This window comes from Streptomyces sp. NPDC001700, assembly GCF_053596435.1.
Genome location: NZ_JBSFGE010000013.1, coordinates 210359 through 236226 on the forward strand (window position 1 = coordinate 210359; position 25868 = coordinate 236226).

Annotated in this window: 19 protein-coding genes; 10 read left to right on the top strand and 9 right to left on the bottom strand. The window is 73.8% G+C overall.

The window, feature by feature from the left end; all coding sequences use genetic code 11:
• Nucleotides 1–10 precede the first annotated feature (10 nt).
• Nucleotides 11–877 (bottom strand): alpha/beta fold hydrolase, encoded by an 867-nt coding sequence (locus tag ACWC5C_RS24770; protein ID WP_450878618.1) that lies wholly within the window; start codon nucleotides 875–877, stop codon nucleotides 11–13.
• A gap of 242 nt (nucleotides 878–1119) precedes the next feature.
• A complete protein-coding gene (locus tag ACWC5C_RS24775; protein WP_450878620.1) occupies nucleotides 1120–3243 on the bottom strand; it encodes a DEAD/DEAH box helicase in 2124 nt (707 codons plus the stop codon).
• 452 nt (nucleotides 3244–3695) lie between these two features.
• Between ACWC5C_RS24775 and ACWC5C_RS24780 the strand changes: the two genes are divergently transcribed.
• On the top strand, nucleotides 3696–4439 hold the full coding sequence (locus tag ACWC5C_RS24780) for a ferritin-like fold-containing protein (protein ID WP_385445848.1): 744 nt from the start codon (nucleotides 3696–3698) through the stop codon (nucleotides 4437–4439).
• A gap of 98 nt (nucleotides 4440–4537) precedes the next feature.
• Here the strand turns inward: ACWC5C_RS24780 and ACWC5C_RS24785 are convergent, their stop codons facing one another.
• The 4 genes from ACWC5C_RS24785 to ACWC5C_RS24800 all read right to left on the bottom strand — a co-directional run bounded on the left by ACWC5C_RS24785 (nucleotide 4538) and on the right by ACWC5C_RS24800 (nucleotide 6376).
• On the bottom strand, nucleotides 4538–4807 hold the full coding sequence (locus tag ACWC5C_RS24785; protein ID WP_385445842.1) for a hypothetical protein: 270 nt from the start codon (nucleotides 4805–4807) through the stop codon (nucleotides 4538–4540).
• Nucleotides 4808–5028: 221 nt separating this feature from the next.
• Complete coding sequence (locus ACWC5C_RS24790; RefSeq protein WP_039937703.1) at nucleotides 5029–5256, bottom strand: DUF3107 domain-containing protein; 228 nt, start codon at nucleotides 5254–5256, stop codon at nucleotides 5029–5031.
• A 112-nt stretch (nucleotides 5257–5368) separates the two neighbouring features.
• Entirely contained in the window at nucleotides 5369–6010 is a 642-nt protein-coding gene (locus tag ACWC5C_RS24795) for a TetR/AcrR family transcriptional regulator (RefSeq protein WP_385447058.1), read from the bottom strand.
• A 135-nt stretch (nucleotides 6011–6145) separates the two neighbouring features.
• Complete coding sequence (locus ACWC5C_RS24800) at nucleotides 6146–6376, bottom strand: hypothetical protein (RefSeq protein ID WP_450878623.1); 231 nt, start codon at nucleotides 6374–6376, stop codon at nucleotides 6146–6148.
• Between the two features lie 132 nt (nucleotides 6377–6508).
• Here ACWC5C_RS24800 and ACWC5C_RS24805 point away from each other — a divergent pair, with 132 nt between their 5' ends.
• From ACWC5C_RS24805 to moeZ, 7 genes are all read left to right on the top strand, one after another.
• The gene (locus ACWC5C_RS24805; protein WP_450878625.1) at nucleotides 6509–7594 is read left to right on the top strand and encodes an alpha/beta fold hydrolase; all 1086 of its coding nucleotides are present in this window, start codon (nucleotides 6509–6511) and stop codon (nucleotides 7592–7594) included.
• Nucleotides 7578–8921: a DUF3152 domain-containing protein gene (locus ACWC5C_RS24810; protein ID WP_450878627.1), complete on the top strand. Its 1344-nt coding sequence runs from the start codon at nucleotides 7578–7580 to the stop codon at nucleotides 8919–8921. Before ACWC5C_RS24805 ends, ACWC5C_RS24810 begins: the two co-directional genes overlap by 17 nt.
• A 192-nt stretch (nucleotides 8922–9113) precedes the next feature.
• On the top strand, nucleotides 9114–10841 hold the full coding sequence (locus ACWC5C_RS24815; RefSeq protein ID WP_450878629.1) for a DUF3492 domain-containing protein: 1728 nt from the start codon (nucleotides 9114–9116) through the stop codon (nucleotides 10839–10841).
• Entirely contained in the window at nucleotides 10838–12490 is a 1653-nt protein-coding gene (locus ACWC5C_RS24820) for a hypothetical protein (RefSeq protein ID WP_450878631.1), read from the top strand. The genes ACWC5C_RS24815 and ACWC5C_RS24820 overlap by 4 nt, the downstream gene beginning before the upstream one ends.
• A complete protein-coding gene (locus ACWC5C_RS24825) occupies nucleotides 12487–13524 on the top strand; it encodes an NAD-dependent epimerase/dehydratase (RefSeq protein ID WP_450878633.1) in 1038 nt (345 codons plus the stop codon). Before ACWC5C_RS24820 ends, ACWC5C_RS24825 begins: the two co-directional genes overlap by 4 nt.
• The gene (locus ACWC5C_RS24830; protein ID WP_385447117.1) at nucleotides 13521–14288 is read left to right on the top strand and encodes a spherulation-specific family 4 protein; all 768 of its coding nucleotides are present in this window, start codon (nucleotides 13521–13523) and stop codon (nucleotides 14286–14288) included. Before ACWC5C_RS24825 ends, ACWC5C_RS24830 begins: the two co-directional genes overlap by 4 nt.
• A 98-nt stretch (nucleotides 14289–14386) precedes the next feature.
• Nucleotides 14387–15565 (top strand): adenylyltransferase/sulfurtransferase MoeZ, encoded by a 1179-nt coding sequence (gene moeZ, locus ACWC5C_RS24835; RefSeq protein WP_450878635.1) that lies wholly within the window; start codon nucleotides 14387–14389, stop codon nucleotides 15563–15565.
• Between the two features lie 56 nt (nucleotides 15566–15621).
• Here moeZ and ACWC5C_RS24840 read toward each other — a convergent pair whose 3' ends face one another.
• The 3 genes from ACWC5C_RS24840 to ACWC5C_RS24850 all read right to left on the bottom strand — a co-directional run bounded on the left by ACWC5C_RS24840 (nucleotide 15622) and on the right by ACWC5C_RS24850 (nucleotide 21494).
• Nucleotides 15622–17238: an alpha/beta hydrolase gene (locus tag ACWC5C_RS24840; protein WP_450878637.1), complete on the bottom strand. Its 1617-nt coding sequence runs from the start codon at nucleotides 17236–17238 to the stop codon at nucleotides 15622–15624.
• A gap of 90 nt (nucleotides 17239–17328) precedes the next feature.
• On the bottom strand, nucleotides 17329–18870 hold the full coding sequence (locus ACWC5C_RS24845) for an alpha/beta hydrolase (RefSeq protein WP_450878639.1): 1542 nt from the start codon (nucleotides 18868–18870) through the stop codon (nucleotides 17329–17331).
• 74 nt (nucleotides 18871–18944) lie between these two features.
• Complete coding sequence (locus tag ACWC5C_RS24850) at nucleotides 18945–21494, bottom strand: lysylphosphatidylglycerol synthase transmembrane domain-containing protein (RefSeq protein WP_450878715.1); 2550 nt, start codon at nucleotides 21492–21494, stop codon at nucleotides 18945–18947.
• A gap of 438 nt (nucleotides 21495–21932) precedes the next feature.
• Between ACWC5C_RS24850 and ACWC5C_RS24855 the strand changes: the two genes are divergently transcribed.
• Nucleotides 21933–22352 (top strand): MGMT family protein, encoded by a 420-nt coding sequence (locus ACWC5C_RS24855; RefSeq protein ID WP_450878641.1) that lies wholly within the window; start codon nucleotides 21933–21935, stop codon nucleotides 22350–22352.
• An 87-nt stretch (nucleotides 22353–22439) separates the two neighbouring features.
• Complete coding sequence (locus ACWC5C_RS24860; RefSeq protein ID WP_450878643.1) at nucleotides 22440–25751, top strand: ATP-dependent helicase; 3312 nt, start codon at nucleotides 22440–22442, stop codon at nucleotides 25749–25751.
• Nucleotides 25752–25868: the final 117 nt, after the last annotated feature.

The window sequence follows — 25868 nt, forward strand, 5'->3', positions numbered from 1 at the left end:
GCCCTGCCGTCTAGCCGAGGTCGTTCCAGAACCCGATCAGCGCGTCGGCCGTGGGATGCGGCCGGTCGGCGTTGGGGGAGTGCTCCGCGCCCTCGATCACGGTCCGGCGGGCGGACAGCCGCTCCGCCATGGCGTCCATCAGCGACACCGGCCAGGCGTAGTCCACCTCACCCGACAGCACGTGCTTGGGGAGCGCCGTCGCGGCCAGCTCCCCGACCCGGTCCGGCTCGGCGTTCAGCTGCCGTCCGGTGGCCATCAGCTGCTGCGGAACGGTGCCCATCCAGCGCGCGTGCAGAAAGTCCCGTACGCCGGGCGGGGTCACCTCATCGGCCGCCTCGGGCGGATCGAGGTCGCGCATCGCCTGCCATACGGACTCCATGTCCATCACGCTCAGCGCGTCGATCAGCAGCTTGGTGCGCTCCTGCTGCGGGGGCGCGATGGCGGCGGGCCCGGAACTCATGATCGTCAACGAGGCGAACGCGGCGGGGTCGAGGAGCACGGCGGCCCGTGCGATCAGCCCGCCCAGCGAGTGCCCCAGTACGTGGACCGGTCCCGCCGTCTCGTCCGCCACCGCCGTGGCCTGCGCGAGCAGATCCCGGGCCAGCTCGTCCTGCGCGTAGGCGGTCTCGTCGCGCGGTCCGGGGCTCTCGTACTGCCCCCGCCCGTCGATCGCGACCGCCCGGAACCCGGCGGTGGCCAGCGGCTCCAGCAGCGCGATGAAGTCCTCCTTGCTCCCGGTGAACCCCGGCACCAGCAACACGGTCCCCCGCGCCGCGCGCTCCGGCCGCGCGTCATGCACGGCGAACGCGCCGCGCGCGGTCGAAAGGCGGTAGGCGCGGGCGCCCGAGGGGAGGGTGAGAAACGGCGGCCTGCTCATGAGGACGAGGCTATACAGGGCACCGAGAACGCCACGTAAACGCTGCGTTGAGCCGTCACCGGTTTGTGGGCAATCGTCCCGCGAGGGGGCACCTCCCAGCGGTAGCTGGGGGAGGGACGGGTGGGCACAAAGCGGCCACCGGCCCGCACTCGGCAACGAGACCCTGGCCGCTACGGCGGTCGGACGCGCCCGGGGCCTGATCCGCAGGATGCGGATCAGGCCCCGTCGGGTGCTGGGTGCCGTCAGGCCTCGGGCGTGGCCTCCGGCTGGGCCGCCGCACGGGTGCGGGTGCGGCGCCGTACGGGCTTCGCCTCCGCCTCCGCCTCGGCCGCCTCGACCGGCTCCGCGGCCTTGGCCGTACGGGTACGACGGCGCGGCTTGGCCGGGGCTTCCTCGGCGGCCTCCGCCGTGGCGACCGCCGTCTCGGCGGTGGCGGCCTTGGCACGGGTGCGGCGGCGCGGCGCGGCCGGGGCGGCTTCCACCGTCTCGGTCACGGCCTCGGCCGTCTCCGTCGCCTTGGCGCGGGTACGGCGCCGGGGCTTGGCCGGGGCTTCCTCGGCGGCCTCCGCCGAGCCCTCCGCCGTCGCGACCGCGGCTTCGGCAGCCGCCTCGGTGGTCGCCTTGGCCCGCGTGCGGCGGCGCGGCTTGGCCGGAGCTTCCTCGGCGGCCTCCGCCGTGCCCTCGGCCGTGGCGACCGCCGTCTCGGCGGTGTCCGCCTTGGCGCGGGTGCGGCGGCGCGGCTTGGCCGGGGCCTCCTCCACGGCCTCGGGGGCCTCGGTGGTGCCTTCCGCCGTGGCGACGGCCGTCTCGGCGGCGTCGGCCTTGGCGCGGGTACGGCGGCGGCGCGGCTTGGCGGGAGTCTCCTCGGCCGCCGGAGCCTCCGCTACGGGAGCCGCTGGGGCCGCGGGGGCCTCCACAGCCGGGGCCTCCGCCGTCTCGACGGCGGTGATGGCCGCGGCGTCCGCCTCGGCCGACGCACCGGACCGGGTACGGCGACGGCGGCGCGGGCGGCGCGACTCGGTCGCGGACTCGGCGCCCCCGGCCTCGGCCGGGGAACCCGGAGCCGAGGCGTCCACCGACTCGCCACCTCGGGTGCGGCGGCGGACCCGAGGGGTGCGGGTGCGGCGCGCGGGGCGCTCCTCCGTGGCGGCGGGGGAGCGGCGGCCACGGCCACCGGTCTCGCCGAGGTCCTCGACCTCCTCGGCGCCCAGCCCGGCCCGCGTGCGCTCGGCGCGCGGCAGGACACCGGTGGTGCCCTTCGGGATGCTGAGCAGCTCGTACAAGTGGGCGGAGGTCGAGTACGTCTCCTCCGGGTCGTTGAACGGCAGGTCCAGCGCCTTGTTGATCAGCTGCCAGCGCGGGATGTCGTCCCAGTCGACGAGCGTGATGGCGATACCCGAGGCGCCCGCGCGGCCGGTGCGGCCGATGCGGTGCAGGTACGTCTTCTCGTCCTCGGGGGACTGGTAGTTGATCACATGGGTGACGCCCTCGACATCGATGCCGCGCGCGGCGACATCGGTGCAGACCAGGACGTCGACCTTGCCGTTACGGAAGGCGCGCAGCGCCTGCTCGCGGGCGCCCTGGCCGAGGTCGCCGTGGACCGCGCCGGAGGCGAACCCGCGGCGGGAGAGCTGGTCGGCGATGTCGGCGGCGGTCCGCTTCGTACGGCAGAAGATCATCGCGAGCCCGCGGCCCTCGGCCTGCAGCACCCGCGCCACGACCTCCGGCTTGTCCATCGAGTGGGCCCGGAAGACGTGCTGGGTGGTGTTGGCGACGGTCTGGCCCTCGTCGTCCGGCGCGGTGGCGCGGATGTGCGTGGGCTGCGACATGTAGCGGCGGGCGAGACCGATCACGGCGCCCGGCATGGTCGCCGAGAACAGCATGGTCTGGCGCTTGGCCGGAAGCATGTTGATGATCTTCTCGACGTCGGGCAGGAAGCCCAGGTCGAGCATTTCGTCGGCCTCGTCGAGGACGAGCGCCTTGACGGAGGAGAGCCGCAGCTTCTTCTGGCCCGCCAGGTCGAGCAGTCGGCCGGGGGTGCCGACGATCACGTCGACGCCCTTCTTCAGGGCCTCGACCTGCGGTTCGTACGCGCGGCCGCCGTAGATCGACAGCACCCGGATGGCGCGGACCTTACCGGCGGTCAGCAGGTCGTTGGTGACCTGCTGGCACAGCTCGCGGGTGGGGACGACCACGAGCGCCTGCGGGGCGTCGGTCAGCTGGTCGGGCTTGGCCCGGCCCGCCTCGATGTCCGCGGGGACGACGACGCGCTCCAGCAGCGGGAGGCCGAAGCCCAGCGTCTTGCCGGTGCCGGTCTTGGCCTGGCCGATGACGTCGGAGCCCGAGAGGGCGACCGGGAGCGTCATCTCCTGGATGGGGAAGGGGGACGTGATGCCGACGGCCTCAAGGGCCTCGGCTGTCTCGGGGAGGATCCCGAGTTCTCGGAAAGTGGTCAGGATGCTTGCCTCTTCTGTGAGACGCGGCGAGAGGCGGCGAAGGGGGTCGCACGGCGCCCGGGTACACCGGCCTTATTGGCCGATTCGGCGCGGGACCACTGCCCTCGCTCGAGCGCTCACGCCGCGAGCGGTTCCCTCTTGCCGTGCACATGAAGATGCGCGCCGCGCGGAGGGCGGTCGGGTGTTAGGAGCCGATCGGGCCACCGACCGGGCATCCGCATTCGTGGAACGACCCGCCGATACTCGACGGGTGCAAATACCACTGTACCCCGGAAGTGCGCATCTGTGACCGGCCAACCCGAACCGGGCTGTGAGGGGACTTGGCTGACCAGGGCCTTCCTCGCTACGCCGGGCGGACTATTGTGCGCTTCATGGAGACGTCTGATACGCCTGAGACCGAGAAGACCCCGACCGGAATCGCCGCCCAGGACTGGGACCGGGCCGCGGCCGAGCCGCAGTACCGGGCCGCGGTGGTGGATCTGCTCGGGGCGCTCGCCTATGGCGAGCTGGCCGCCTTCGAGCGGCTCGCGGAGGACGCCAAGCTGGCGCCCACGCTGGAGGACAAGGCGGAGCTGGCGAAGATGGCGTCGGCCGAGTTCCACCACTTCGAGCGGCTCCGGGACCGGCTGGCGGCGGTCGGCGAGGAGCCGACCGCGGCGATGGAGCCGTTCGCGGCGGCGCTGGACGGGTTCCACCGCCAGACCGCGCCGTCCGACTGGCTGGAGGGCCTGGTCAAGGCGTACGTGGGCGACTCGATCGCCAGCGACTTCTACCGCGAGGTGGCGGCCCGCCTCGACTCGGACACCCGCGGCCTGGTGCTCCAGGTGCTGGACGACACCGGCCACGCGAGCTTCGCGGTGGAGAAGGTGCGGGCCGCGATCGAGGCCGATCCCCGGGTCGGCGGACGGCTGGCGCTGTGGGCCCGGCGGCTGATGGGCGAGGCGCTCTCCCAGGCCCAGCGGGTGGTCGCGGACCGCGACGCGCTGTCCACGATGCTGGTGGGTGGCCTGGCCGACGGCTTCGACCTGGCGGAGGTCGGCCGGATGTTCTCCCGGATCACCGAGGCCCACACCAAGCGGATGTCGGCGCTGGGCCTGGCGGCCTAGCACTCGGCGGGGCGTGGGAAAGGGCTCCGGGACCCCGGAGCCCTTTTGTGTGCCGTTGTGCGTGCCGTTGTGCGTGCCGCGGCCGGTCGCGTCCGGGCTCAGGCCGGGACCGAGCGGCGGCGGCCGGTTCGGGGGCGGATGAGCAGCGACAGCAGGGCCGCGGCGAAGCCGAGGGCGACCATCAGGACGACCGCCGAGTAGCCCGAGCCCAGCACCGTGTGGGCGATCATCGCACCGAAGAGCGCCGCGCCGGGGCCGGTGGACAGGACGAGAGGGGTGGCGGGCAGTCGGCGGGGCAGCCGTCGGCTCGCGCCGTACGCGATGGCGAAACCGATCAGTACCGAGCCGAGCGCTTCCCAGAAGATCATGGCGCGTCCTTCCCGTGTGCGGACCGGACCGACGCGTGATCACGCGTCGGTCCTGCCGGTCCTACCCTGGCCCAAGCGGGGGCAACCCTGATGGAGGGGGGCGGGCTGCGGCGTACCGGCGCACAGCGGAGGCGGGGCCCGCCAGGGGCGGGCGCACAACGGCGGCGGGGCCCGGTGGGAGAGATATCCCACCGGGCCCCGTCGCCGTCGTTGTGGACCGCTCAGAGCGCGCTGAAGCCGACCTTGCGGGCGCTCGGCTCACCGATCTCGACGTAGGCGAGCCGGTCGGCCGGAACCAGGACCTTGCGGCCGTGCTCGTCCACCAGGCTCAGCAGCGGCGCCTTCCCGGCGAGCGCGTCGGACACCGCGCGCTCCACGTCCTCGACGGACTGCCCGCTCTCCAGGGTGATCTCGCGGGGCGCGTGCTGCACGCCGATCTTGACCTCCACGGCCTTGTCCCTCCGACGGTCGTTGTGCGCGGCGTCCGCGCTGTACGCAGCACACATTAGCCCGGGAAACGGGCCCGCTGGGCCGAGCGGGACAAGCCCGCAGCGAACAGGCTTAAGTCCCGGTCTCCGCCCCGTGCAGCGGGAAGCCCGCGATACCGCGCCAGGCGAGCGACGTGAGCAACTGCACAGCGGTATCCCGGGGGACCGTGCTGCCGCTGGAGAGCCAGTAGCGCGCGACGACCTGCGAGACGCCGCCGAGGCCGACGGCCAGCAGCATGGACTCGTCCTTGGACAGCCCGGTGTCCTCGGCGATGACCTCGCTGATCGCCTCGGCGCACTGGAGCGAGACCCGGTCCACGCGCTCGCGCACGGCGGGCTCGTTGGTCAGGTCGGACTCGAAGACGAGCCGGAAGGCGCCGCCCTCCTCCTCGACGTACGCGAAGTACGCGTCCATCGTGGCCGCGACCCGCTGCTTGTTCTCGGTGGTCGAGGCGAGCGCGGTACGGACCGCCTGCAGCAGGGCCTCGCAGTGCTGGTCGAGCAGGGCGAGGTACAGCTCCAGCTTGCCCGGGAAGTGCTGGTAGAGCACGGGCTTGCTGACTCCCGCGCGCTCGGCGATGTCGTCCATCGCGGCCGCGTGGTAGCCCTGCGCGACGAAGACCTCCTGGGCGGCGCCCAGGAGCTGGTTGCGTCGGGCTCGGCGCGGCAGGCGCGTACCCCGCGGGCGCGCCTCGGTCTGCTCGATGGCTGTCACGCCGCCTCCCATTGAATGTTGCGAGCACGGTGTCCACCGCGCCCGCCATCGTACTTTTGGGTAACAGGGCCGCGCGCGGTCCGTGCGGAAGTTTTCACGGACTGGACTCTATGAAAAGCCCATAAATGGTGCTGGTCATCGATAGTCCTCCTCGTTTTCCTCGACGACCCGGGCCTGCTCGGCGCGATCGGCCTCGTTGGCCTCCAGTGATTCGTCGGCGCTCCGGCGGTCGTCGCGGTGGGGGACGAGGTCGTGGTGCTGCTCGGCGGCGTCCGCCTCGGGGGCTTCGACGCTGTAGGGGGCCGAGCTGTCGTTGTCCTCCAGGGCGTTCGCGAAGGTCTCGGGGTCCCTCGGATCGACGGACATGTACTCCCCTTCCCAGAGGCAGGAGATCGCCCCTGTGTACTTACGAGCCTAGGAGAGGTCACTTTCGGACGCTACGTGGTCTGTGAGGGTGAACACACGGTCAGCCATGTGATCGTCTCGTAACATTGGCGCATGTCTTCGACCGAGCCGCCGGAAGCCCGCATCGTTGCCGCGGTGCCCCCCGCGCGGCCCGTGCGGGTCGGTGCCGGTGAAAAGCTGCGTACCACCAGCCTGCCCGGTCTCACGCTGAACGTGCGTACCCGCCCGCCGGAGGTTTCCGGGCTGCCGCCCGCGCTGTTCGTCCACGGGCTGGGCGGCTGTTCGCAGAACTGGTCGCCGCTGATGGAACAGCTCGCAGACCGGCTCGATATCGAGTGCCCTGACCTGCCCGGATTCGGTGACTCCCCGCCGCCCGACGACGGCGACTACTCCATCACCGGCCACGCCCGGGCCATCATCCGCCACCTCGACGCGAGCGGCCGGGGCCCCGTACATCTGGCCGGAAACTCGATGGGCGGCACGATCGCCATCCGCGTCGCGGCCGTGCGGCCGGACCTGGTGCGCACGCTCACCCTCGTCTCGCCCGCGCTGCCCGAGCGGCGCCCGCAGCGCACCGCGGTGCCCACCGGGCTGCTCGCGATCCCCGGGGCGACCCGCCTCTTCAGCCGCGCGACCCGCGACTGGGACGCGGAGCGGCGCACCTGGGAGCTGCTGGCGCTCACTTACGGTGACCCCCGGCAGGTCAGCCGGGAGGACTTCGCGCTGGCGGTCGAGGAGTACGAGCGGCGGCTGGCGCTCCCGTACTTCTGGGACGCGCTCGCCCGTTCGGCGCGCGGCCTCATCGACACCTATGCTCTCGGCGGCCAGTACTCGATGTGGCGGCAGGCCGAGCGGGTCCTCGCGCCCACGCTGCTCGTCTACGGTATGCGCGACCAGTTGGTGGCCTTCCGGATGGCCCGGCGGGCTAGCGCAACCTTCCGCGACTCGCGCCTGTTGACGCTGTTGGACGCCGGACATGTGGCGATGATGGAGTACCCCGACGTAGTGGCGCGCGGTATGCGCGAACTGCTTGACGACGTCGACGGACGAGACGAACGACAAGCGCGAGAAGCACAAGCAGTACGAGAAGCACGAGAGACACGAGACAGACGGGACAGCCGGAAGATACGGGGCGTACCGGTGCCCGGAACAGACGGGAGCGGTGCGGCGCGTGGGTAAGCACAGCGCACGGGGTAGCCAGGAGGACCGGGACCCCGGGTCCGCCGAGGCGGATTCCGCCCCCGGCGCGGGACGTCGGCGACGCTCCGCCGGGCCGTCCGGGCACCCGGCGGGCCCCGGGCGCCGTGAACAGCAGAGCGGCGGCTGGAGCGCCTTCGGCACCGCCACCATGAACGCGCCGGAGCGCCCCGCCGGACCCGCCGCCGGTGGCCCGTCCGGTGGCCCCTCCGGGGGCGGCGCTGGCGGGCTGATGCCCGGGCCCCGCAAGGAGTACCTGCAGGCGTTCGACGCCACCGGCACCGCCACCGGCACCGACGCCCTGGAAACCGATGGCGAGGACGTCTTCGCCGCCGGTGCGCCCGGAGCCGTACCGCCGCCCCGCCGTACCAGCCCCGGCGCGGGCGCCGATGACGCCCGTAAGAACGCCGCGGACGGCCTCGACGACGGCACGGCCACGGCGGCCGACGGGGCCGACGGGTCCGACCCCGCGGGCAAGGGCGCGCGCGGCGTCACCAAGGGCGGCAAGAGCCGCACGTTCACCGGTATCGCCGCGGCGGCCGTGACCACCGTGCTGGCCGTCGTGGTGGCCGGACAGGTGGCGAACGGTCCGCAGGGTGACGACAAGGCGCGGTCCAAGGGCGGTACGGAGCGCGGCGGCGAGGGCGCCGTGTCGGCCGGTAAGGACGGCCGGACCGCCCCGTCCGCCTCCGCGTCCCCCCAACTCGCCACGTACGACCAGAAGATGGCCGCCCTGTTCCCGCTCGACCCGAAGCTCAAGGGCTCGGGCGCCTTCACGACCGTCCCCGGGAACGACAAGGCGCCCGGCAAGGGCGACGTCCTGCGCTACCGGGTGGACGTCGAGAAGGGGCTGCCGCTCGACGGCGCGCTGTTCGCCGAGGCGGTGCACAAGACGCTCAACGACGACCGCAGTTGGGGCCACGGCGGCACCCGCACCTTCGAGCGGGTCTCGTCCGGGCGCCCGGACTTCGTCATCACCCTGGCGAGCCCCGGCACCACCGCGGTGTGGTGCGGGAAGTCCGGGCTGGACACCACCGAGGACAACGTCTCGTGCGACTCGGCGGCCACCGAGCGCGTCATGATCAACGCCTATCGGTGGGCGCAGGGCGCCAGCACGTTCGGCGAGGACAAGATGCATTCGTACCGCCAGATGCTCATCAACCACGAGGTCGGGCACCGGCTCGGGCACAACCACGAGACGTGCTCCCAGCAGGGCGCGCTCGCACCGGTGATGATGCAGCAGACCAAGTTCCTGGCGACGGACGGCGCGACGTGCCGCCCCAACGCCTGGCCGTTTCCCAAGGGCTGACGCCCCTCGCGGCCGTTATAGCGCCTGACAACGCCTGAAATCCAGGAAGGTCACGGGCGTTCACCCCTTCCGGTGGTGCGACGGACAACCGTCCGTCGCGCCATAGCCATGCGCGCATAACGTGCTCCCGCTGCCCGACGTGCCGATCCGCGGCATGACGGCTTGCTCACATGGGAGATCGGGGGTGCGCTCATGCGCGTGGGACTGCTTACGGAGGGTGGGTACCCGTATGCGACCGGTGAGGCGCGGGTGTGGTGCGACCGGCTCGTGCGCGGACTGGACCAGCACGACTTCGAGGTCTACGCGCTGAGCCGCCACGCCCGTCAGGAGGCCGTCGGCTGGCAGGAGCCGCCCGGGCAGGTGCGACGGGTGCGCACCGCGCCGCTGTGGGGCGAGCCGACCGGGCGGCGGCGGGCGTACGGGCGGCGGCAGCGGCGGCGGTTCACCGAGCACTTCGGGGACCTGGCGGTGGCGATCAGCGTGCCGGGCGGCCCGGACGGCACCCAGGCGGACCGTTTCGCCAGCGGCCTCCACGGCCTCGCCGACCTCGCCCGCGACAGCGGCGGACTGTCCGCCGCGCTCCGCTCCGAGGACGCCGTCCGCACTCTGGAGCGCGCCTGCCACACCCCCGGCGCGCCGCGCGCCGCCCACCGCGCGCGGGTCACCGATCTGCTGGCCGTGACCGAGGCCCTGGAGCGGGCGCTGCGCCCGCTGTCGCTCGACTGGTACGGCGGCGGTGGCCGCGACCCGGGGCTGTCCGGTGTGGACCTGTGCCACGCCACCTCCGGCGGCGCGGCCGCGCTGCCCGGGCTGCTGGCCAAGCGCCGTTTCGGTACGCCGCTGCTGGTCACCGAGTACGGCGTACGGCTGCGCGAGCACTATCTGCGGCGTCCGGCCGGTCGTGACGGGTCGGGCCCGGTCCGCGCCCTGCTGGCCGCCTTCCAGGGCAGGCTGGCCGCCGAGGCGTACGCGCAGGCCGCGCTCATCACCCCCGGCAATACCCACGCCCGCCGCTGGCAGGAGCGGTGCGGCGCCTCCCCGGAGCGGCTGCGCACCGTCTACCCCGGTATGGACGCCGGGTGCTTCGCGGAGGTCGGCGAGGCCGGAGCGGCGTCCTGCGGGGACGACCGGACGCTGGTGTGGGTGGGGCGGCTCGAACCCGCCAAGGACGTCGTCGCGCTGCTGCACGCGTTCGCCGAGGTGCGCCGGTGGCAGCCGGACGCGCGGCTGCGCGTCATCGAGACCCGGCCCGGCTCCGGGGCCTGGCCCGTGGACGACCCGGCCGATGGCTACGCGGCCCACTGCCGCGCCCTGGCCGAGCACCTCTTCCCCGACGAGGCCGCGAACGCCCATACGCCCGGGGACAACCCGGTCTCCTTCGAGCACGTCGGCGACCCCGAGGTGCCCACCCTGGCGGACGCGTACGCGGCGGGCGCCGTCGTCGTGCTGTCCAGCGTGGTCGAGGGCTTCCCGGTGGGGCTGGTCGAGGCGATGTTCTGCGGCCGGGCCACGGTCTCGACGGACGCGGGCGCGGTGTGCGAGGCCATCGGCGGCACCGGTCTGGTGGTGCCGCCGCGCAACCCCAGGGCGCTCGCCGACGCGTGCCTCGCGCTGTTGCGCGACCCCGAGCGCCGCGCCCGGCTGGGCGCCGCCGCGCGCGCCCGGGCGCTGGAGCTGTTCACCGCCGAGCAGAACGTGGTCGCCTTCCGGGGCATCTACCTGGAGCTGATGTCGCACTGCCCGGTGCGCCGCGAGGAGGTCGGCGCGGGCGGTGCGCCCCTGCCGTTCGCCCGCCCGGCGGAGGCCCACATCCCCGGCCGCTGGACCGCCGGTCAGGGGCTCGCGCACACGCCCCGGTGGGCGGAGGCCGGACCGCCGCCGGGCCGGACCATGGCCGCCCTGTCCGAGGAGGGCGCATGACCGGGCCCGCGCGCCGCGAGCAGCCCAGCGCCCCGGCGTCGGCCCATGAGCAGGGGCCGAAGGGGCGGCGCGGATCGGTGGACCCGGTGCGGGTGCTGATGCACCGCCACCGCGAGCTGTGCGCCCGGGCTGTCGATCCGCTGGAGATCGCCGCCGGTCTGGAGGCCCACGGGGTCACCGACCGCACCGCCGCGCGCTTCCGGCACCGCGATGTCTTCTCGCTCGCCGAGGAGCTGTACGCACGGGTCCCGCGCGACGGCGACGGTGACAGCGGGGACGACGCGCCCTGCGAGCCCCCGTCCCGGCCCTGGGCCGTACGGGCGGCGCTCGGGCTGCTCGCGCTGCTGCCGGGTGCGCTGGTCGCCGCGACCGTGATCGGTGCGTACCGGACCGGGACCCCGGTCGTCGGCGCGACCGGTGCCGCCCTGACGGCGGGCGCGCTGTGGCTGTGCCTGCGCCGGGGCCCGCTCGCCGTCGGCGGATGCGGCGGACGCGGTGGCACCAGTGGACGCGGCGCATGTAGCGGCACCAGCGGACGCGGCGAGTGCGGCGGCGTCGGCGGATGCGGCGGCTGCAGTGGCACCAGCGAATGCGGCGAATGCGGCGGCACCAGCGGACGGGGCGGCCGAGGCGGCCGGGGCAGGCGTGGCGAACGCGGGGGCTGCGGCGGCACCGGCGGACGCGGCGGCTGCTGCGGATGCGGTGGCACTGACGGACGCGGTGGCACCGGTGGCACCAGCGAATGCGGCGGCTGCGGTGGCACAGGCGTACGTGCCGGACGCCGCAGGCCCGGCGGACGCGGCGTGCCCGGCGGCACCGGCGGCCCTTCCGGGCGGCGCGCCCGGAAGGACCGCTCAACGGGGCGTAGTCCTGGCCGCCTCGCGGGCCTGCCGGGTGCGCTGCGCACCGGGTGGCTGCTCGGCTACGCCGCCTGCGGCGACTGGCTGTTGGGCGGGCTCAGTGGGCGTACGGCGGGCACCGGCGCCCCCGGGCCGTACGACCCGGCGGCGGCCGCCGGGGCCGCCGTCGTCCTCGGCCTCGCCGTCGCCCCCGCCGCGTGGTGCGCCCGCTGGTTCGCCGTACGGGCGCGCCGCAGGCTGGCCGCCAGCAGCGGGCTCGACGAGTTCGCGGCGGGGGTCCGTCCGCTGTGCGCGGCCACCGCCGTGGCCTTCCTGCTCACCCTGCCGCCGCTGGTGATCGCCGCCCGGCTCGCGGTGCCCCGCGCCGCCGCGGACCTCACCGCCGAGGCGGGCGTGGCCGCGCTGGCCGGGCTGCTGTTCCTCGCCCGGCTGCTCACCGTCCACGGCTTCCGCGCCGCCGCGGCCACCGGCACCGCCGCGGCCTGCGCGGCCGAGGCGGCCGTGCTGGGCGCCGCCGGGGCCGCCCGGCTGCCGGGCTGCGCGGCCCTCGGCGAGCCGGTGCGGCGGCTGGCCGCCGCCCACGGCACGGCCGCCGTCCCCGCCGTGGCCTGCGGGGCCGCCGCGCTCGCGCTGCTGGTGTACGCGTGCGCCGCCCTGTCCCGCGCCTCGGCCCACAACACCCCCACGACGCCCCCCACACCGTCACCCCCGCCCATCCCTACGAGGAGCACATCCATGAGCGACGAGACGACCGCCCCACACGCCATCCCCGGGGAGGCGCGACGATGAGAGTCCTGCTGCTCGGCTCCGGCGGCTACCTGGGCCGCTACGTCGCCGAACACCTGCTGGCCGACCCCGCCGTCCAGCTCACCGCGCTCGGCCGAGGCGACGACGCCGACGTGCGGTTCGACCTGTCCAACGGCAGCCCCGGCGCGCTCACCCGCTTCCTGAACGCGGTCCACCCCGGGGTGGTGATCAACTGCGCGGGCGCGACCCGCGGCGGGGCCCGCGAGCTGACCCGGCACAACACCGTGGCCGTCGCGACCGTCTGCGAGTCGCTGCGCCGCAGCGGCTGCGGCGCCCGGCTGGTCCAGATCGGCTGCTCCTCCGAGTACGGGCCGTCCCAGCCCGGATCGTCCACCGCCGAGGACGCCGTGCCGCGCCCCGGCGGCCCGTACGGCGTGAGCAAGCTGGCCGCGACCGAGCTGGTGCTCGGCTCCGGACTGGACGCGGTGGTGCTGCGGGTCTTCTCGCCGGTCGGGCCCGGCACCCCGGCCGGTTCCCCGCTCGGCCGCCTCGCCGAGGCGATGCGGCGCGCGATGCAGTCCGGGGACAGCGAGCTGAAGCTGAGCGGCCTCGGGGTGCAGCGCGACTTCGTGGACGTACGGGACGTGGCGCGGGCCGTCCACGCGGCCTCCCTGTCGGCCGCGCAGGGCGTCGTCAACATCGGCACCGGACGCGCCGTCCGGCTGCGCGAGGCGGCCTCCGTACTGGCCCGGGTGGCGGGCTTCGGCGGCACCCTGCACGAGGTCGACGTCCCGCCCGGGCGGAACCCGCTGCACCCGGGCGTCCATATCCCGGCCCCCGCGCACGCCCCCGGACACGCTCCGGCGCCCACCCCACACGCCCCCGGTCACGCCCCCGGTCACCACCCCGGGCCGGGCGAGCACGGCGGCGCCACCGCGTACCCCTACCCGGACGGCTGCGGCAGCTGGCAGCAGGCCGATGTGCGCACCGCGCGCGACCGGCTGGGCTGGCGCTCCCGCATCCCGCTGGAGGAGTCCCTCGCGGACATCTGGATGGAGGCCGCGTGTCGCATCTGATCTCCCCGGGCCCCCGGCGCCGCGCCCCGGCCGGGACCCAGCCCGCCGCCGGTCTCGGCCTCGGGGTGCCGGGCTGGGCGCACCCGCTGGTCGCGCCCGTCGAATGGGGTGAGCTGACCCGCCGCGGCACCCCCGTGCACTGGGCCGTCCTGGACGTCGCGCGCGGCCCCGGCTCGTGCCCCGACCCGTACTGCGCCGCCGCGGTGGCCCGGCTGCGCACCGCGGGCGTGCGGGTGCTGGGGCGGCTGGACCTGCGGTTTGGCGCCCGCCCGTTCGGCGAGCTGGTCTCGGACGCCACCCGCTACCTGGACTGGTACCGGCCCGACGGCTTCTATCTGGACCGCTGCCCGTCGGAGCGCCCCGGGCTGGCCGACGTCCGCCGGATCGTCACCACGCTGCGCGCGCTGCGCGGCGGGGCGTACACGGTGCTGGGCCAGGACACCCATCCGTACCAGGACTACGCGGAGATCGCCGACCAGCTGGTGACCTTCCGCGGCCGGTGGGCCGACTACCGCTGGTCCCAGGTCGCCGAGTGGACGGCGGGCTATCCGCCCGAACGGTTCTGCCACCTGGTGCACGGGGTGCCCCGGCCGCATCTGGACGAGGCGCTGCGCATCGCCCGCTGGCAGGGGGCGGGCACGGTCTTCCTCACGGACCGCACGACCCGCCCGGGCCAGCGCGCGGGCTCCGCCGCCCTCTGGGAGACGCTGCCCGGCCATTGGGACGATGTCGTCTCGCGCATCGGACCGTGTGTCATGGAATGAGATGGGGCGTGGCAGTGTTACGAGGAGACGAGAAGACAACCTCCCCGCTCACGCGGGGGTGAACCGTTTAGCCCGCTCCTACTCACTACGGAGTCCTTGTGTCGCTGCCACCCCTGGTCGAGCCGGCTGCCGAGCTCACCGTCGACGAGGTCCGCAGGTACTCACGCCATCTGATCATCCCGGACGTCGGCATGGAGGGCCAGAAGCGGCTGAAGAACGCCAAGGTGCTCTGTGTGGGCGCGGGCGGTCTCGGCTCGCCCGCCCTGATGTACCTGGCCGCCGCCGGTGTGGGCACGCTCGGCATCATCGAGTTCGATGAGGTCGACGAGTCCAACCTGCAGCGCCAGATCATCCACAGCCAGGCGGACATCGGCCGCCCGAAGGCGCAGTCCGCGCGGGACACCGTCCTCGGCATCAACCCCTACACGAACGTCGTGCTGCACGAGGGCCGCCTTGAGGCGGACAACGTGATGGAGATCTTCTCCCAGTACGACCTGATCGTCGACGGCACCGACAACTTCGCCACCCGCTACCTGGTGAACGACGCGTGCGTGCTGCTGAACAAGCCGTACATCTGGGGTTCGATCTACCGGTTCGACGGCCAGGCGTCCGTCTTCTGGTCCGAGTACGGCCCCTGCTACCGCTGCCTGTACCCGGAGCCCCCGCCCCCCGGCATGGTCCCCTCCTGCGCCGAGGGCGGGGTCCTGGGCGTGCTGTGCGCGTCCATCGGCTCCATCCAGGTCACCGAGGCCATCAAGGTGCTCACCGGCGCCGGTGACCCGCTGCTCGGCCGTCTGATGATCTACGACGCCCTGGAGATGACCTACCGGCAGGTCAAGGTCCGCAAGGACCCGGACTGCGCGGTCTGCGGCCCGAACGCCACGGTCACCGAGCTGATCGACTACGAGGCGTTCTGCGGTGTCGTCTCGGACGAGGCCCAGGAGGCGGCGGCCGGTTCGACGATCACTCCCAAGCAGCTCAAGGAGTGGATCGACGACGGCGAGGCCATCGACATCATCGACGTCCGCGAGCAGAACGAGTACGAGATCGTCTCGATCCCGGGCGCCCGGCTGATCCCGAAGAACGAGTTCCTGATGGGCACCGCCCTCCAGGACATGCCGCAGGACAAGAAGATCGTCTTGCATTGCAAGACGGGTGTCCGCTCCGCGGAAGTTCTGGCCGTCCTGAAGTCCGCGGGCTTCTCCGACGCCGTGCATGTGGGCGGCGGCGTGATCGGCTGGGTCAACCAGATCGAGCCCGACAAGCCGATCTACTGACAGCTGAGTGAAAGGGGCCCGGACCGTCGCATCGGACGGTCCGGGCCCCTCGTCGCTCATCCGCAGGTCTTGCCGCCGGGCGGCACCTTCCCGTCGAGCAGATAGGCGTTCACGGTCTTCGTCATGCAGGCGTTGCCGCTGTTGTACGCGCCATGGCCCTGCCCCCGGTACGTGACCTCGACGCCCACGCCCCGGCCCAGCTCGCGGGCCATCGTCCGGGCGCCCTCGTACGGGGTGGCCGGGTCGCCGGTGTTGCCGATGACGAGGACCGGCGCGGAGCCCTTGGCGCTCACGTCCGGGCTGTCCGTCTTCCCGGTGACCGGCCAGCCGGTGCAGGCGAGCAGGGACCAGGCCAGATAGTCGCCGAAGACCTTCGAGGTCGCGCGGAACCGGGGCAGCCGCTTCTTCACCTCGCTCACCGTGTAGCGCTTCTTCTCGTCGGCGCAGTTGACCGCCGTATTGGCCGCGTTGATATTGCTGTAGCGGCCGTTCTCGTCGCGGCCGGACATCGAATCCGCCATCGCGAGCAGCAGATTTCCCTTGTCGAGCGTCAGCGCTTCCTGAAGGCCCAGCGTCAGGTATTTCCAGCTGTCCTTGGAGTAGAGCGCGGCGGCGATACCGCCGAGCGCCCCTCCTTCGGTGAGCTTGCGGCCGCTGTCGGTTTCGAGAGGCTTCTTGTCGAGCTTCTTCAGCAGCGTGACGATTTTCTCGGTGCCCGCCTTCGGATCGTCACCGACCGGGCAGGAGAGCCCCTTCTTGGCGCAGTCCTTGAGATAGTTGTCCAGCGCGAGCTGGAACCCCCTGGCCTGGGCGAGGGAGCCCTGCTCCGTGTCCGCGGACGGGTCGACCACGGCGTCGAGGACCGCGCGCGCCACATGGCGCGGATACAGATGGGCGTAGACGCCGCCGAGTTCGGTGCCGTAGGAGATGCCGAAATAGGAGAGCTTCCGGTCGCCGAGCACCTGCCGCATGAGGTCCATGTCGCGGGCGGCGCTCACGGTGTCCACATGCGGGAGCACCTTCCCGGAGCGCTTTTCGCACCCGGCGATGTATTTCTTCGCGTCAGCGGTGGCCGCCTTGATTTCGGCGGCGTCGTCCGGAGTGCCGTCCACCGCCTCTGCGGCGTCGATCTCCTTGTCGCTCCGGCAGGTGACTCCGTCGCTTTCGCCGACCCCGCGCGGATCGAAGCTCACCAGATCGTAGCGGGTGCGCAGTTTGTCGTAATCCCCGCTGAATCCGGGCAGGGAGGAGACGCCGGAGCCGCCGGGGCCGCCGAAGTTGAACACCAGGGAGCCGATCCGCTTCTCCGGGTCGGTGGCCTTGGCGCGGATCATGGCGAGGCGAAAAGTCTCTCCGCCCGGTTTCGCCCAGTCCAGCGGCACCTTGAGGTCGGCGCACTCCCAGTCGTCGTCCGGCGCCTTGCCGGTGCCCTGGAGCGCGGTCGGCGCCGCGCAGCCCTTCCAGTGCGGCTTCTGGGCCGTGAGCGAGCGGGGCAGGCCGGAGGCGCCCGGGGGAGCGGCCGGGGCGGTGGACGAGGCGTCGGACGAGGGCCCGGACGACGCCTTCCCCTGGTCCTTTCCGCCGCCGCTGCAGCCCGCGACGGCGATGAGGGTGACCACGGCGGTCGCGGAGACCAGCGCCCTGGTCCGTATGGTGCGGCGGGAACTCGGCATGGTCGACATGGTCGGTGATCCTATGAGGATGGTATGAGCGGGACGTGCGCGCTTGGTCTCCCTACCGTCACAGCCGCGACGGCGGCCCGGCTAGGTGCAGACCTTGCCGTTCTCCGGCACCCGGCCGTTCAGCAGATAGGCGTTCACGGTCTTGCGCACACAGCCGCTGCCGCTGTCGTACGCCCCGTGCCCCTCGCCCTTGTAGGTGAGCTGGACGCCGACCCCGGGCCCCAGTTCGTCGGCCATCTTCCGCGCCCCGGCGTACGGCGTGGCCGGGTCGCCGGTGTTGCCGACGATCAGGATGGGCGCGGCACCGCGCGCGCTGACGTCGGGGGTGGTCCAGGCGCCGCGTACGGGCCAGTCGGTGCACTGGGTGAGGCTCCAGGCCATGAAGTCGCCGAACACCGGGGACGCCTTGCGGAAGGTGGGCAGCTTCTTCCGGATGTCGGCCAGGGTGTAGCGCTGTTTGAAGTCGGCGCAGGTGACGGCGTTGAGCGAGGCCTGCAGCGTGCTGTAGTCGCCGTTCTCGTCGCGCCCGTTCATGGCGTCGCCGAGGGCCAGCAGGATCCCGCCGTCGCCCTGCCGGGCCCCGGCGATGCCCTGGGTGAGGTACGGCCAGAAGTCGCGTGAGTACAGGGACTGCGCGATGCCCCCGTCGGCCAGCGTCTGGGTGAGCTTCCGGTTGCCGCTGCCCGCCACCGGATGGCGGTCGAGGCGCTTCAGCAGGGCCTGGATCTGGGCCTGGGTCGGACATCGTGCCCCGGCGGTGCCACGGCACTCCTTCAGGTAGTCGCCCAGCGCCAGCTGGAACCCCTTCGCCTGGCCGAGGGCGCCCTGTTCGGGGTTCTGGGCGGGGTCCACGACCCCGTCGAAGAGCGCCCGGCCCACCTTCTCGGGGTACAGATGGGCGTAGACGCCGCCGAGTTCGGTGCCGTAGGAGACGCCGAAGTAGTACAGCTTGCGGTCGCCGAGGACGCGGCGCATCACGTCCATGTCGCGGGCGGCGTTGGTGGTGCCGACGTACGGGAGCACCGCGCCGGACCGCTTCTCGCAACCCGAGGCGTAGGTCTTGACCCGGCGCACCAGGGACTTCACCTCGGCGGAGTCGTCCGGGGAGGCGTCGGCCGCGTAGTAGGCGTCGAGCTGCCGGTCGTCCAGACAGTGCACCCCTTTGCTGCGGCCGACCCCGCGCGGATCGAAGCTGACCAGGTCATAGCGGGTGCGCAGCTGCTTGTAGCTGCTCGCGAGGGCGGGCAGGGTGGCGACGCCGGAGCCGCCGGGGCCGCCGAAGTTGAAGATCAGGGAGCCGATGCGCTTGTCCGGGTCGGTGGCCTTGGCGCGGATCAGCGCGATGCCGATCGTGGCGCCGCGCGGTTTCGTGTAGTCGAGCGGCACGTGCAGGGTCGCGCACTGCCACTCCCGGCCCGGGGCCTTGGTGGTCGCCCCGTCCTCGCTGTCGGAGGGGACGGGACAGGCGGCCCAGTGGAGCTTCTGGCCCGCCGAGGTGTCCGGCCTGCCGGGGTCGCCGCCGCATCCGGCGGTGGCGGCGAGCAGCAGGGCGGCGGCGGACAGCGCACCGGTGCGCAGGGGTCGGGACACGGCGGCTCTCCCGGGGTGGCGGCGTACCGCCATCCTGCGGGGCGCGGCGGGGTCGCGCGCGCACAGCGCGGGCGTACGGGTGAGGGGCGCGGGGCGGGCCGTACGACCTACAGCGACTCTCGGCGGGTGAGATGGGTGAACGCCAGCCAGCCGGGCAGCACCGGCAGCCAGAAGACCATCAGCCGGAAGAGCAGCACCGCGGGCGCGGCCACCTCGTACGGCAGCCCGGCGAAGGTCAGTCCGGCGATCAGGGCGGCCTCGACGGCGCCGACGCCGCCCGGGGTGGGCGCGGCCGAGCCCAGGGCGTTGCCCGCGAGGAAGACGACCGCGATGCTCGCGTAGCTCAGCTCGCCGCCGAACGCGCGGATGGACGCGTCCAGGCACATCACGTTGGCGGCGGTCAGCAGCAGCATGCCGCCGATTCCGGCGAGCAGCTTCCGGGGCCGCTGGAGTACGTCCAGCATGCGCGGCACGACGCCCGCGAACAGCGACCGCACCCGGGTGGAGACGAACTTGCGCAAGGCCGGGACGGCGGTGACCACGAGGGTCAGCACGGCGCCCGTCAGCAGCCCGGCGATCACGGTCCGGGACGGGGAGAGGGTCGGGGTGCGCTCGGTGCCGGTGATGTAGCCGAAGGTGGCCAGCAGCACGATGTGGCTGGCCAGCCCGAACAGCTGCGACGCGCCGACACTCGCCACCGCGAGCCCCGGCCGCACCCCCGCGCGCTGCAGGAAGCGGGCGTTGAGGGCGACGCCGCCGACCGCCGCGGGGGCCACCAGCTTCACGAAGGAGGCGGCGACCTGCGCCAGCACCGTACGCCCGAACGGCACCTTCTCGGGGACGAAGCCGAGCAGGCTCAGGGCGGCGGCCACATAGGTGAGCGCGGAGAAGAGGAGCGCGAACAGCACCCAGATCCAGTTGGCTTCGGCGACCAGGGCGCCCAGCTTGACGTGGGTGAACTGGGACAGCAGGAAGTACGCGGCGAAGGCGCCCGCGCAGAAGCTGACCAGGGTGCGCGGCTTGATGCGCTCCAGCCGCACCGGCTCGATCGGCGCCTGCGGCCGCACCAGCAGCACCTGGCGGCGGATCTGGGCGAGCAGATCCTCCTCGCGGGCCTCCTCCAGGGCCTCGTCGATCGCCCGCTTCTCGGCCTGCTTCTCGGCCTTGGCCGTCTTGCGGTCGCTGACGGCGGGCTCGGCCTTGCGCCCGCCCTCGGTCTCGACCCCGGCCTCCTCGGCTTCCTCGGCCTCCCGCGCCTTGGCCTCCTTGGCGGCGCGGGACGCCTCCAGGACCGCCTCCCGCTGCCGCTGGGCGCGCTCCCGGGCGAGGTGGCGCAGCGTCGCCCGGGTGGCCCGGCCGAGGGCGAGGGGCTGCAGCAGGGGGAGGCTGTCGGCGACCGCGTCCGGGCCGATGACGTCGACCGCGACGGCCACGGAGCGCTCGGCGCCCACCCGCAGCCCCAGGGTGGTCAGCAGCTGCGCGATGTCCATCCGCAGCACCACGTCGCCCGCCGCGATCTCGCCGCCGCGCAGATCCGTCAGGATGACCGCGCCGGAGCGGTCGACCAGCAGGGCGTCGCTGTCCAGCCGCCGGTGGGCGATGCGGCGCGACTGGAGCGCCTGCACCTGGTGCCAGGCCCCGGCCAGCAGCTCGTCGGTGATCGCCTCGTCCGGCAGGGCGTGCAGGGGGCGGCCGCCGATGTGCTCGTAGACCAGCATCACGGCGTCCGGGCCCAGCTCGGAGGTGGCGATCAGCTTGGGCGCGTTGGCGCCCGCCGCGATCGCCGCGTACGCGAGCAGCGCCTCCTGCTCCAGGGCCTGGCGCAGCGACTGGAGGCTGCGCGGCGGGGTGATCGTGCGCAGCGTCAGCCGCTGCCAGACGCTGTAGAAGAAGCCCTGGGCCTGCTGCTCGCGGTCGACCACGGTGACGTCCAGCGGCGGCCCGTCCTCCAGGGTGACCAGGTAGCGGCGGCCGCGGTCGCTGTGGTTGCCGTGCTCGTCGACGGCCTCCTCGGCGCGCGCCGCGCTGACCGGGTTGAAGCCGACCCGGCGCAGCCCGGCGAGCAGGTTCTGGCCGGTGGGCCGGACGTTGGGGGAGCCGACCGCGTAGAGCGTGCCGTAGGCGACGGTCCAGCCGATGAGCACGGTGATGATGATCGCGAACGGGGTGGTGTAGCCGCCGACGAGCACCGCGAACGCGTCGAGCAGCAGGACGCCCCACATGGCCACCCGCCAGCGCGGGCGGCGCGCCATTCCGACAGCCGTCATATAGGCGATCACCGGGGCGAGGTAGCCGTGCACGGGATCGCTCAGGGCGCCGCCGGGCGCGGTCTGGGTGAGGGCCTCGCGGATCGAGTCGGGCGCGGCCCTGGCGACCCAGAGATCGGTGGCGAGGGAGATGCCGTGGGCGAGGACGGCGGCCAGGACGCCGTCCGCGATGCGCAGCCCGTCCCGTTTGACCAGCCGCTCGATCGCGAACGCGACCGGCAGGACGAGCACGGCGATGCTGGCCGTCAGCCCGGCGAAGTCGATCATCAGCGGGGGCGCCTGGTTGGCGCCGTGGCCGATGTCCTTCTCCAGCCCGGCGGTGGTGCCGTGCGCGAAGGCCGCGACGGCGAGGACGATGCCGATGCCCAGCGCGCCGAGCAGCAGCCGCATCAGGTCGGAGGGGCGGTGGACCCGGGCGGGCAGCAGCGGTTCGTCACCGGAGACGCGCTCGTTGTGTCCCTGCGGGCCGTCCGGATCGTCGTCGCAGCCGTCGGAGCACGGCAGCGCCTCAGGGGTGCGGGGCTCCTCTTCCGGAGCCTGCGCACCCTGCTGCTTCGCCGTCTCTTCTTGATCTCGTATCACCAGTCACCGCCCGGAAGATGGTGGCATGCCCGGGCTGCGGAGGAGGGCATCAGGGTGCATTTCGGGGATGTGAGCCACGGATCGTACGCCCCGTAGTGACTTCCCGCACCATGCGTGATCGAACCCCTGACGCCGTCCGCAGAGCCTTCGACGGTACCGCGCGGGGCGGGGGCGGTGTCGGCGTTGGTGTCGGCATGGGTGTCGTCGTCGGGGGCGGTGTCGGTGGTGTGCGGCAGGATGGGCGGGATGAGCCGGGAGAGCGAGGAGCCGCAGGCCGCCGACGAGCTGCCCGCGTACGCGGAGCGGGTGCTGGATGTCGCCGAGCTGATCCCGCCGGGCCGGGTGATGACCTACGGGGACGTCGCCGAGTGGCTGGAGGAGGGCGGCCCGCGCCAGGTGGGGCGGGTGATGGCCCTCTACGGGGGCGCCGTGCCGTGGTGGCGCGTGGTGCGCGCGGACGGCGCGCTGCTGCCCGGCAGCGAGCTGCGCGCCCTCGGCCACTACCGCGAGGAGGGCACTCCGCTGCGCGCGGCGCCGCGCTCGGCCGAGGGCCATCTGCCGAAGATCGACATGCGCCGCGCCCGCTGGGACGGCGCGGAAGGCGCGGGCGGTACGGAGCGCGCGGGCGGCGCGGGCGGCACTGATAGCGGCACGGGAGCCCCTTAGCGGTTGTCCACAGCCATTCGGGTGACGGCCCATGGCACATGAGACGCTGTCCCGCACCCAGCCAACCCACCAGGACCGGCGATCCACGTGAGTTCCTCCTCCTCGTCCCTGCCGCGACAGCGGCGGGGACGGCAGCCGTTCGTACGGCCGTCGTCCCCGGGCACGTACCGCCTGGTCCGCCGTCGGCCGGATCCGGTGGCCCCTCCTGTCCTGGACGCACGGCAGCGCGCCGTGGTTGAGCATCCGGGCGGTCCGCTGCTGGTGCTCGCCGGGCCGGGCACGGGGAAGACCACGACGCTTGTGGAGACGGTCGCCCGGCGGGTGCGCGACGGCGCCGACCCGGAGCGGACGCTGGTCCTCACCTTCAGCCGCAAGGCGGCCGTCGAACTGCGCGACCGGATGGCGGCGCGGCTGGGCGGCGTGACCGGGCCGCGGGCCACCACCTTCCACTCCTTCTGTTACGCGCTGGTCCGCGCCCATCAGGACGTCGATCTGTTCACCGATCCGCTGCGGCTGCTGTCCGGCCCCGAGCAGGACGTCGTCGTACGGGAGCTGCTCGCCGGGCAGGCCGACCTGGAGCGCGCGGGGCGCGCCTCGGTCCGCTGGCCCGACGATCTGCGCGCCTGCCTGACCACCCGAGGCTTCGCCGACGAGGTGCGCGCGGTGCTCGCGCGCAGCCGCGAGCTGGGGCTCGGCCCTCGGGCCCTGGGCGAGTTCGCGGCCCGCACCGGGCGCCCGGACTGGGGCGCGGCGGCGGACTTCCTCGCCGAGTACCTGGACATCCTGGACGCCCAGGGCGTGCTGGACTACGCGGAGCTGGTGCACCGCGCGGTGCTGCTCGCCGAGCGGCCGGAGGTCGCGGCGGAGCTGGCCGCGCGCTACGACGTGGTGTTCGTGGACGAGTACCAGGACACGGACGTGGCCCAGACCCGGCTGCTGCGCGCGCTGGCGGGCCATGGGAAAACGCTCGTGGCGTTCGGCGATCCCGATCAGTCGATCTACGCCTTCCGGGGCGCCGATGTGAACGGCATCCTCGGCTTCCGGGACGACTTCCCGCGCGCGGACGGCCGTCCGGCGCCCGTGGAGGTCCTCACCACCTCGCGCCGCTCGGGCGCCCGGCTGCTCGCAGCGACCCGGCTCATCACCGGCCGGATGCCGCTCACCCGCCTCCCGGCGCACGCCGTGCGCGCCCACCGGGAGCTGACGGCGGCTCGCGACGGCGGCCGCGTCGAGGTGTTCACGTACCCCACCACGGGCGCCGAACTGGACAACGTCGCCGACATCCTGCGCCGCGCCCATCTGGAGGACGGGGTGCCTTGGAGTGAGATGGCCGTCCTGGTGCGCGCCGGGGGGCGCTCGCTGCCGGGTCTGCGCCGGGCGCTCACCTCCGCCGGGGTGCCCATCGAGGTGGACGGCGACGACATCCCACTGCGCCACGAACCCGCCGTGGCCCCCCTGCTGACCGCGCTGCGGGCCGCCGCCACGGCCGCGCTGCCGGACTCCGGCGGGCTGACCGCCGCCCTCGGCGTCGAGACCGCCCTCACCCTGCTCACCTCCCCGCTGGGCAGCATGGACGCCGCCGATCTGCGCAAGCTCGGCCGCGCCCTGCGGGAGGAGGAGCGGGCCGCCGGTCAGCCCGTGCCGCGCCCCTCCGACGTCCTGCTCGCCGAGGCGCTGGCCGCGCCCGAGCGGCTGGCCGTCCACGACCCGGCGTACGCGCGCGGCGCCCAGCGGCTCGGCCTGCTGCTGCGCAAGGCGCTGGAGTCACTGGCGGGCGGCGGCACCGCCGAACAGGCGCTGTGGGAGCTGTGGGACGGCACCCCCTGGCCCGGGCGGCTGGAGGGCGCCGCCCAGCGCGGCGGGGCCGGTGGGCGCAACGCCGACCGCGACCTGGACGCGGTGTGCGCGCTGTTCGAGACTGCCGCGCGCGCGGAGGAGCGCACCGGCGGCCGCGGGGCGCTCAACTTCCTCGACCAGCTCGACGCCCAGGACATCGCCGCCGACACCCTCTCGCGCCGCGTCGCCCGCCCCGATGCCGTGCGGCTGATGACCGCGCACCGCTCCAAGGGGCTGGAATGGCGCTTGGTGGTGGTCGCGGGCGTCCAGGAGGGGTTGTGGCCCGATCTGCGGCGCCGCGGCTCGCTCCTGGAGGCGGACAGGATCGGCCGGGACGGGCTCGCCGAGCCGCTGACGCCGGGCGCGCTGCTGGCCGAGGAGCGGCGGCTGTTCTACGTGGCGGCGACCCGCGCCCGGGACCGGCTGGTGGTCACCGCCGTCAAGGCCGCCTCCGACGACGGCGACCAGCCCTCCCGGTTCCTGACCGAGCTGGGCGTCACCCCCGCCGACGTCACCCAGCGGCCGCGCCGCCCGCTGTCCGTCGCGGCCCTCGTCGCCGAGCTGCGCGCCACCACCGTCGACCCGGACACCTCGGACGCCCTGCGGGAGGCCGCCGCCGAGCGGCTGGCGCGGCTCGCGGCGCTGCGCGACGAGGACGGGCGGCCGCTCGTCCCCGCGGCCCACCCCTCCAGCTGGTGGGGCCTGTACGAGCCCACCCACAGCGAGGTGCCGCTGCGTGACCGCGACCGGCCGGTGGCGCTGTCCGGCAGCGCGCTCGACCAGCTCGTCAACACCTGCTCGCTGCAGTGGTTCCTGGGGCGCGAGGTCAAGGCGGACGCCCCCTCGACCGCCGCCCAGGGCTTCGGCAACGTCGTCCACGTCCTGGCCGACGAGGTGGCGTCCGGCCGCACCCCGGCCGACCTCGCCGTCCTGATGGAGCGCCTGGACTCCGTATGGGACGCGCTCGCGTTCGACGCCCCCTGGAAGTCGCGGCAGGAGAAGGAGCACGCCCGGGCGGCCCTGGAGCGCTTTCTGCGCTGGCATGTGATGGAGCGCGGCGGCCGCACGGCGGTCGCCTCCGAGCACGGCTTCGACGTCACCCTCGAAGCCGACGCCTACCAGGTGCGCATCCGCGGCAGCATGGACCGCGTCGAGGCGGACGCCGAGGGGCGTGCGTACGTCGTCGACTTCAAGACCGGCAAGCAGTCCGTGACCCGGGGCGAGGTCGCCCACCACCCCCAGCTGGCGGTCTATCAGCTCGCGGTGCGCGAGGGCGCCGTCGACGGCCTCTTCGGTGACGCCCGCCCCGAACCGGGCGGCGCCGAACTGGTCCAGCTGCGGCAGGCCGCCCCCAAGAAGGAAGGGGGCGAGGCCGCCCCCAAGGTCCAGGCGCAGGACCCGCCGATCGGGCCCGACGGGGAGTGGGTCGGCGACCTGCTCGCCACCGCCGCCGGGCGCGTCCTGGACGAGCGCTTCGCCCCGAGCACCGGGGCGCACTGCGAGCGCTGCGCCTTCCGCGCCTCGTGCAGCGCCCGCGCGGAGGGCCGCCACGTGGTGGAGTGACGGGGGATGAGATGACTTGGGGGTCATGTCCCTTATCGGTGGCGGGGGATGTGGGGGCTTGTCCCCCTTGTGGGCCCTTGTGCGTGGCTTGTCAGTGGCGACCGATAGCCTCACTGG